This window comes from Magnetospirillum aberrantis SpK, assembly GCF_011022235.1.
GTDB lineage: Bacteria > Pseudomonadota > Alphaproteobacteria > Rhodospirillales > Magnetospirillaceae > Magnetospirillum > Magnetospirillum aberrantis.
In genome coordinates this window covers 1-9,170 of the sequence record NZ_JAAIYP010000006.1, presented here as the reverse complement: position 1 = coordinate 9,170, position 9,170 = coordinate 1, and the positions used below count along the sequence as shown (strand labels likewise).

General features: G+C 59.7%; 1 protein-coding gene. It reads right to left on the bottom strand.

Features of this window, described 5'->3' with window-relative positions:
• Positions 1-51: 51 nt before the first annotated feature.
• Positions 52-9,150: a cadherin-like domain-containing protein gene (locus tag G4223_RS01390; RefSeq protein WP_338086792.1), complete on the bottom strand. Its 9,099-nt coding sequence runs from the start codon at positions 9,148-9,150 to the stop codon at positions 52-54.
• Positions 9,151-9,170: the final 20 nt, after the last annotated feature.

Genomic DNA, 9,170 nt, shown 5'->3' with positions numbered 1-9,170 from the left:
GATTCCGGTACCGCGAGGACGAACAGATCATGCGCTCTGGTCAGAGCCACCTCACTTCCAGTTTGCGGCGATCACATTGTCTAGTTGCTGGTGTTGATCAGCCGTAAGCTGAATTTGTCCGGCCGTCGGTGGTGCGAACGCCGCCATGGCGGTGACCAAATTCTCGACATCCGCATCCATCAGGATATTCCCGTCGCTCAAAGCGAAGCTGCCGACGTGGTTACTCGCTTCCTCATACCAGCCGCTAACCAACACGCGGTCGGTTCCTCCGATGATCGATATCTCCAGATCGTCACCGACATGGCGGAACCATAACTGGTCCGCCGCCACGTCCGAACCAAAACGAATGACATCCCCATCGACTGCTTGGCCGCGGTTATTGACGACATCGGCTCCATATTCCCGTTGGAATAGGTAGGTATCCTGACCATCGCCACCAATCAGGGTGTCGTTGCCGGCCCCACCATCGAGCGTATCATTGCCGCCCCATCCCAGAATTTTCTCGGAGGCCACGGTGCCTGTGACAATGTCATCTCCGTCACCACCTTCCCATCCGGCGTCCGCGATGATGCGCATGTAAACGCCGTAGCTGTTGGCATCCTGGAGGTTGTCCTGCCAGCACACGACGTAACGGCCTTCATCCAAGGCAAGAGCCACAGGAGAGTTTTGGTCCCCTTCCGTAGTCTGGTTGATACGGAATTCACCATCGACGCGCTGCCCGGTCGCATCAAAGCGTTGCCCATACACCCCAGAAGCCGAGCCATCCTGAAGATACGATCGCCATACGATGGCGAAGCCACCATCAGAAAATATCGCTACATTTGGGACATTCTGCGAAGAGGCTGTCGTGGAGTTGACTTGAAATTCATCGGATATGGCGTTCAAAGACGGATCATAAAGACGGGCGAACACCCCGTAATTATCCCCATCTTGACCATAACTTAGCCACACAATCAGAATATTACCATCAGCGAGTCGGTTCAGAGAGGATGTTTGCTTGACGCCACTGCCACCGTTGTCAATGCGAAACTCCCCATCCACCATTTCTCCGGCTGCGTTGAATTTTTGCCCAATCAGCCAATTGCCCGGAACGTCGGTTCGCCAAGTGGCAAGAAAGCCACCATCGTCCAGCTTAAGAAGCTTGACAAAATTCTGGCTTCCCGACGAGGTCGTGTTCAGTCTGAATTCGCCGCCCAGTTTTTGCCCGGACACGCCGTAACGTTGAGCGTAGAGACCATTGGTACCATTGTCCTGGCTGGCGGAACCCCATGCAATGACGAAAGAACCATCAGACAGAACTGCGATGGATGGTCCCGATTGTGCACTGAACGTGGTCGTATTGACCGGCGTTTCACCGACCACGGACGAGCCCGTTGACGAGAATATCGCACTATACAAGCCATTGCTGCTGCCATCCTGACCAGGAGAATCCCAAACAACAACAAAATTTCCATTCGGTAGCGCCTGTATGTCGGCAACGTATTGATCATTAGCGGTATAGGTATTTATGCGGAACTCACGACCAACTTTTTGTCCATCCTGGGTGAACACCTGAGCATAGCTTCCGTAACCGCTTCCGTCCTGCTTATAGGATGTCCAACTCACGACAAAATTACCGTTTGCCAGCAGCCGTACCATCGAGAGGTTCTGGTTGTTGGTGGTGTAGGTGTTGATGCGGAATTCCCCCCCCTGGCGAATGCCCGCAGGAGAGTAGAGTTGGGCGTAAACACCGCTGCCACTGCCATCCTGGTCGTTGGAAATCCAGGCAACGACAAAGGATCCGTCCGCCAAACGCGTAATGATTGGTGCCAATTGATCGCCGGCACTGTATGTGTTGACCCGCGTTTCGTCGGTGGAGGCAACCAGCGACCGTGCCCCGACGGAAATCGTCACAACACCGTTGTCCCCCTCGGCGGGCCCACCGGTGGAGATACTATAAGTGAAGCAATCCTGGCCAGTGAAGCCGGCCGCTGGCGTATACACATAGCTGCCGTTGGCGCCCAGCGTCACCGTGCCGTGGGCCGGCCCGGTAACCACACCATAGGACAGGCTGACACCATCGGGATTAAGAACCGGCAAAATGCCGTTCAGAACGTTTTCCCGCTGCGTCACCGCCGATCCGTCATCGGCCGCCAAAGTGACGATGGCGACATCGACATGCCGAACCGCAGTTCCGCCATGACCATCATCGACAACGTAGTCGAAGCCAGCCGCCCCTAGGTATCCAGTGGCAGGCGTGAACAAGACGTCACCAGCCGCGGTCATCTGAGCCGTACCGCCAGTCGCATTCACGACGCCAGTCACCGACAGGGAATCACCATCGGCATCGACCACCCCGAGCAACAACGTGCTCGCGGAGACGAGGCAGGCTTCGTCCAAATGGGTGGAAACCACTTTGTCCTGCGGGATCGGAGCATCATTGATTCCGGCGATGTCGATCCGCGCATGGCCAGAAGCCATGCCTCCCTTGCCATCGGAAACGATGAAGTCAAAGCCGGCGACGCCCGTGTAGTCTGGCGAGGGCAAAAACGTGATTGTTCCGTCACTCGCCAACGTCACCGTCCCCCCGATGGCGTCGCTGACGGACGTCAGCGTCAAATCGTCGCCATCGACATCAGTGGCCTGCGACAGAATATCTGCGGCCTGTAGGACCAGGGGAATATCCTCTTGCGCCGCCGCGACGATATCGGTGACCACGGGGGCGTCATTAACCGGAGCGACCGTCACCACAGCATGAGCGACCGTCACCCCGCCATGCCCATCGGAAATGCAGATGTCGAAGCCGCCGTCTCCGTTGAAGTCAGGAGTTGGAGTAAACAAAACACCGCCATCCACCGTCAGGACGGCGTTCCCGCCGGCAATGTTTTCCACGGCAACAACAGCCAGGGTGTCGCCATCCGAGTCGCTCGCCCCCGCCAACAAGGCGTTGGCCGTGAAGTGGACCGCAACGTCCTCGGTGGCAACCAAGGCAAGCGAGGTCGCGACCGGCGCGTCGTTGACCGGAATCACATCTACCGTCATCCGGCACACCGTCGCGCCGCCGCAGCCATCGGAAACCAAGCAGTCAAACGACGCCACACCGTGGAAATTCGACGTCGGCACGAAAGTGACAGTGCCGTCTGCCGCCATGCTGACTGTGCCACCTTGGGCGTTGCCCACCGAGGTCAACACAAGTGCGTCGCCATCGGGGTCCCACGCCTGGCTCAGAATGCTGTCGGCGGCAAGGGCCAGGGCACCATCCTCGTCCACGGTGAACGTCGCCGTTCGCACGACTGGCTTACCGTTTTCCTCCAGGTCTATATCCCCGTCGGTAAAGCGCAGCACCTCGACGTCCACAAGCGTATCGACACCGTCGCAGCCAGAACGCAAGTCGCGGATGGTGCGGGTTACCCCTGCGCCTTCTACCACGAAATCCGTCATCGAACCGTCAAAGACCGCAACATCGCGACCGGCCCCACCCATCAGGGTGTCGTCGCCGCTACCGCCCCACAGGGTGTCGTTGCCGGCCCCACCCATGATGATATCGGTACCGCCTTCACCCCGCAGGCGTTCGGAATCGCTGTTCCCCTGGATCAGATCGTCGCCGCTACCGCCTTGCCATCCCGGTTGCTGTAGGGTGCGGCTGTGAACCAGACCGGCGCCATCACTCCAGGATACAGCGTAGCGTCCATCAGCCAGCGTCAGGACTTCGGGCCAGCAGTTAGTCGCAACAGGCGAGGTGTTGACCTGTACGCCGTCGCCCATTGCGTTGCCGTTCGCGTCATATTGTCGCGCCCACACCGTAATCTGACTGGTCACATCCACATTGCGCCAGACTACGACGAAGCCGCCATCAGTGAAGGCCGCCACCTGAGGACCGGCCTGAACACCATCGGCAATCGAGTTGACCTGGGCAACCGCCCCCTGGGAAGAACCCATTGAATCGTAGACGCTGACGAAAACGTTCTGGTCTCCCGCCTCGGTACTGCCGCTCCAGACCACCACGTAACCGCCGTCCGCCAAGGCCTTGGTGCGCACCGTCTGGCTGGCGTTGCCCCCCAGAATCCCTATCTGGGTTTCGCCCCCCACGGCGGTCGCCGATGCATCATACCGACGGGCGAACGCGGCAAACTGCCCATCGACCGGCGAAATCCAGGTCACAACGAAGCCACCGTCCGACAACCCAGTGACCATGGCGCCATCCTGATTGCCATCCACTGTCACATTGACGCGAAATTCACTGCCAACCGTTGCGCCAGACGCATTGAAGCGGCGGGCATACACTCCATTGCCGCTGCCGTCCTGGCCGTAGGATTGCCAGACCACCACGAAGCCGCCACCAGCCACAGCCGCCATACCGGCGAAACGCTGGGACCCCGCCGTATAGGAGGAATGGACCAGTTGGCCGCCGACCATTTTGCCATCCGGCGTGGCAAAGCACTGGATGTAAACACCTTCTCCGCTTGCGTCCTGCCCATCGCGAGCGATGACATAACCTCCGCCAGCCAGTCCCAACACTCCCTTGATGGTGTTGAAGCCCGAGGCGTACTGTTCCGTTCCCACCGGCGTTCCCGAAGCGGAGAAACACTGCCAATAGGCACCGCGGCCAGCGGGAGCGTTGACCGCCACAGTTGACCAGCCGACGACGAATCCTCCCCCCGCAAGCGGTGCGACTTGAGGCCGCAACTGCCCGTCGATGTCGTAGGTGTTGACCAGGATCCGCGCACCGAGCGTTTCTCCTTCCGGGGAGTAACGCTGAGCGGAAATGCCCCCGTTGTCACGATCCGGTCCAGACCACACCAGGACGTAATCGCCATTCTTCAGCCGTGCGAAATGCTGGTCTTGGGTGCCGACGTCCGCGATCTCCGCCGTGGCACCAGGAATCCGGCGTGCCCCGATAGAGAGCGTAACGGTCGCCTCCGACAGCAGGCCGGTCGACCCGGCAATGCGGTAGGTAAAGCTGTCGCCTCCGCTGTAGCCGACCTCTGGGGTATAGGTGTAGCTACCGTTAGTAGCAATACTGACCTGTCCGTGGCCTGGATTGGAGGCCACGCCGAATCTTAACAGATCCCCGTCAGGATTGGCGAAGGGCAGGATACCGGTAACGGCAACGCCAACCTGAGTGGTTGCCTGTGTCGGCAGGGCTGTAGCTGGATCGACCACCGAAGCCACAGTCACGGTGGCCCGTTGGGTCGCCACCCCACCGTGACCATCGTTCACGGTGATGTCAAAGCCCGCCACACCATGGAAGTCCGAATCGGGGGTGAACACAACGGCGCCGTCAACCAGTGTCGCCACTCCGTGAGTGGCATTCTGGACGGATTCCAAAACCACCTCGTCGCCGTCCGGGTCAGTTGCGCCGCTCAGCATTTGATCGAACGACAACACCAGCGGCTGATCCTCGTCGGTTGCCCAGCTTTGAGGCTGCAATACCGGAGGTCCGTCGTTCACCGGGCTCAGGCGCAGTTCCACCTGCGCCGGATACTCCGACCAGTCAGTTCCGTCCCAGGCGCTCCAAGTGAAATAGACGTTGCCGTTGAAGTCCGGCTCGGGAACAAAGACCAGCGTGGCGATGGCGCTACGGACAATCGCTTGCCCCGCCGACAAGACGGCACCCCCCAGAAGAAGCGTACCGTTCGACGGCAGCGTCTCAATACGGATCGCTTGCAGACTGTCGCCGTCCGCATCTTGGACCGCTGTCGTGAAGTCAGCGAGTGCAAAGCTGAGCGGCAGATCTTCCGTGCCCTGTCGGACAATCGAGGTCGTCTGTGGCGGATCGTTGACCGCCTGTACCTGAACCTCGGCCATCCGTATACGGATAGCACCGGTGCCGTCCTCAAAGTGGTACCGGAAGCTCGCGGTGCCATGAAAGTCGGCATCCGGCGTAAAACACACGTCACCATTGGCGTCGATCTCGACACTGCCGCCGATGGGGGCACTTACCCCGCTGAGCGAGAAACCCGGCACTCCACCGATCAGATCGGCAGCGGCAACCACCAGCCCAACGTCCTCCGTGGTTGAGAAGCTTTTACTGACCAGGGCCACGAGCGCTGTTGCCGTGCAGCTTCCGCCTACGCCGTCCGACACAGTGTATTCGAAGCTGCCAGGAACCAGAAAGTCGGCGTTGGGGACAAAGGTCACGCTACCATCGCTCTCCAGCGTCGCGGTACCGCCGGTGACAGCGCTGATCGCCGTCACCGTCAACACGTCGCCGTCCGCGTCGGTGGCGCCGGAGAGCAAGTCGGCCATGGAGAACCGCGCAGCCTCAAGCCCCGTTACCGAGAATTGCCTGGAAGCCACCACGGGAAGATCGTTAAGCGAGGCAACATTCACGAACACTGTGCGCGTATCGGCTCCCCCCTTTCCATCCTCCACCCGGTAGATAAAGGATCCTGCGCCGTGGAAATCGGGAAAGGGCGTAAAAAGAACGTTGCCTTGTGCGTCCTGCTCTACCGTGCCGCCAACTGCTTCGCCAACAAAGACTACGCTCAGGATATCGCCGTCCGCATCCTCGGCACCGGCTAAAAGTTCGGTGACAACAATGGTGAGGGGCGTGTCCTCGGTGGCGGAAAACATCTTGTCGACCGCACGCGGCGCGTCATTGACGGCCTGTACGTCAACGGTGACTGTCCGTGTATCGGTGCGTGCCCCGTCGCCCACCGTATACTGGAACGAAGCCGGCCCACAAAAATCAGCCGCCGGCGTGAAAACGACCGTACCATCGTTGCTCAGAACGACCTGACCGCCGACAGCCCCCCCCACCGACATCACGGAAAGCATGTCTCCATCAACGTCTGTCGCCCCAGCAAGCAGAAAGGCTGAGGATATGGAGACCGGAACGTCCTCGGCCGTGGACACAGTCTTGTCCTCGGCGACGGGCGCTTGGTTGGGCACCAAGTCCACATCTCCATCGCTGAAGCGCAACACCTCGACGCCTGTCAGCAAGTCGCATCCACCGAAACCACGCGTATCGGTCACAACCGTGCCCATAGGACCGGTTTCGATGGTGTAATCCGCCATGGTACCGGCAAACAGAGCAACGTCGCGCCCGTCGCCACCAATCAGCGTGTCGCTACCGTCACCGCCACGCAGGGTGTCATTGCCGCTACCTCCGTCGAGGGTATCCCGACCAGCCCCGCCGTCGAGCACGTCTGCGCCAGCGTTACCGTAAAGTCGCTCGTCGTTGCCATCGCCAGCAATATAATCCGCACCGCTCCCCCCCTGCCAAGACCAAGGTTGCACCAAGCGGATCGACGTGCCGTTGGCACCTTCCCAGCTCACGGCGAAGCGTTCGCCACCTAGCGGGATTGCCTGTAGGGTCGACGGAAGGGTGTCCGCGCCTGGGTTGAGGCGGAGTTCGACACTGTTGGCCTGCCCCTGTCCATCGAAAGTACGGTAATACACCCCGGCTGCGCCCTCAGAGGCAGCAGAAGCCCACACCAAGGCAAAACCACCGGTGTCGAAAGCGACGCATCGCGGCGCGAACTGATCGGACAACGCCGTTTCATTGATGCGGCTCTCGCTGCCGGTGGCTGTTCCGTCGGCGGCGAAGCGGCGGGCGAAGATGCCGGTGCCACTGCCGTCATTTGCCACCCAGGAAACGACAAAGCCACCATCAGACAGCGCAGTCAGTTGCGCTTGCTGATTATTCAAGATGACACTGTCCACCTGGAACATCGGGCCAACTTCAGTACCCGTCGATGAGTATACCTGGCCGGCAACAGAGATTTGGCCACTAACCTCATCCCGGCGCTCCCAGACAACGACGTATCCACCACCGCCCAACGCTCGGATTTGCGGATGAAGGTCCCAAGCGGTGGTGTTCGCGACCCGGAACTCGCGACTATTATTACGCCAATCGGTTCGAGTGACATGAATGCCGTCGGACGACGTCCATACCGAGGCAAAACTGTTGTCGTTAAGCCCCGCGACCGCATACGCTTGTTGGCTTCCCGACGTTTGACCGTTTTGGCGATACTCCTGGCTGATCCGACTACCACTAGCGTCAAGCCGCATGGCATAAACACCGGAGCCATAGCCATCAGGCGATTCCCAGCATACTGCCACACCACCGTCAGCCAGAGCCGAGATAGCCCGCAATTCTTGGTTCCCATTCGTGATCTGATTGAGCACGACAGAGCCACCGACAGCAGTCCCATCGGCACCGAAGCTCCGCGCAACGATTGCCGAACCACTGCCATCGGTCACCATGCGATCGGTCCAGATGACGATGAAGCCGCCATTGTTCAGCCCCACCACCCGCAAATCAGAGGGGAGGGCTGTCGCTGCGAACGAACTGGTGACAGAGAAAAACGGACCAACGGGTTCTCCGGCGGCAGAGTACCGCTGGCCGGTAATCGCACCGTTCACCCATACGGTGACATAACCGCCGTCACGCAGGCGGGCGATCTGCGGAGACAGGCCCGCGCTGCCACTGATACGTTGCTCTGCACCTGGTGTCAGATGCAGGCTGCCAACGTCTATAGCAACCAGACCTTCCTCGGCCCGCCCCTCGGCGTTGACCACGCGAAACGAAAAGCTGTCGGGGCCGGTGTAACCATCGGTTGGCTTGTACTGGTAGCCACCCGTTTCCGTCAGGCTGAGAGTCCCGTGCTGCGGAGCAGTGACGACATAATAGGTCAGGACCTCGGCATCGACATTCCCCACAGGTAACAGACCGATGGCCAGAGTATCGCGCATGGCGGAAATGCGCGTGTCGCCAACCGTATAAGGATCGAACACCGATGCAACATCTACCGACACCGTCTGCGTGGTTGCCGCGCCAAGGAAATCGGTAACGGTATAGTCGAAGGTAGCGATACCATGGAAATCGCGCGCGGGGGTGAACACCACGTTGCCATCAGCGTCCAACAAAACCGTCCCACCGAACGCGTTGTCGACCGAAGTAATAGAGAAGTCGTCACCCTCGAAATCACGATCATTGGCAAGCAGGGTAGCCGCAGTAACGCGGACGGCAGTGTCCTCGACTGCATTGATGTCGTCTGTGTCGGTCACGGGACCGGAATTCCGGTCCAGAAAAACCTGTCCGTTGGTGAAGCGCAGCGTCTCTACGTTAAATGCGGTGATGGTTTGCCCGACACGCCGTAGAACGACTCCACCCGATATCCGTTGTATCGAGTATTGATCGTAAGCGTTATCGAGTACGACCACATCGTGGCCACTGCCGCCAT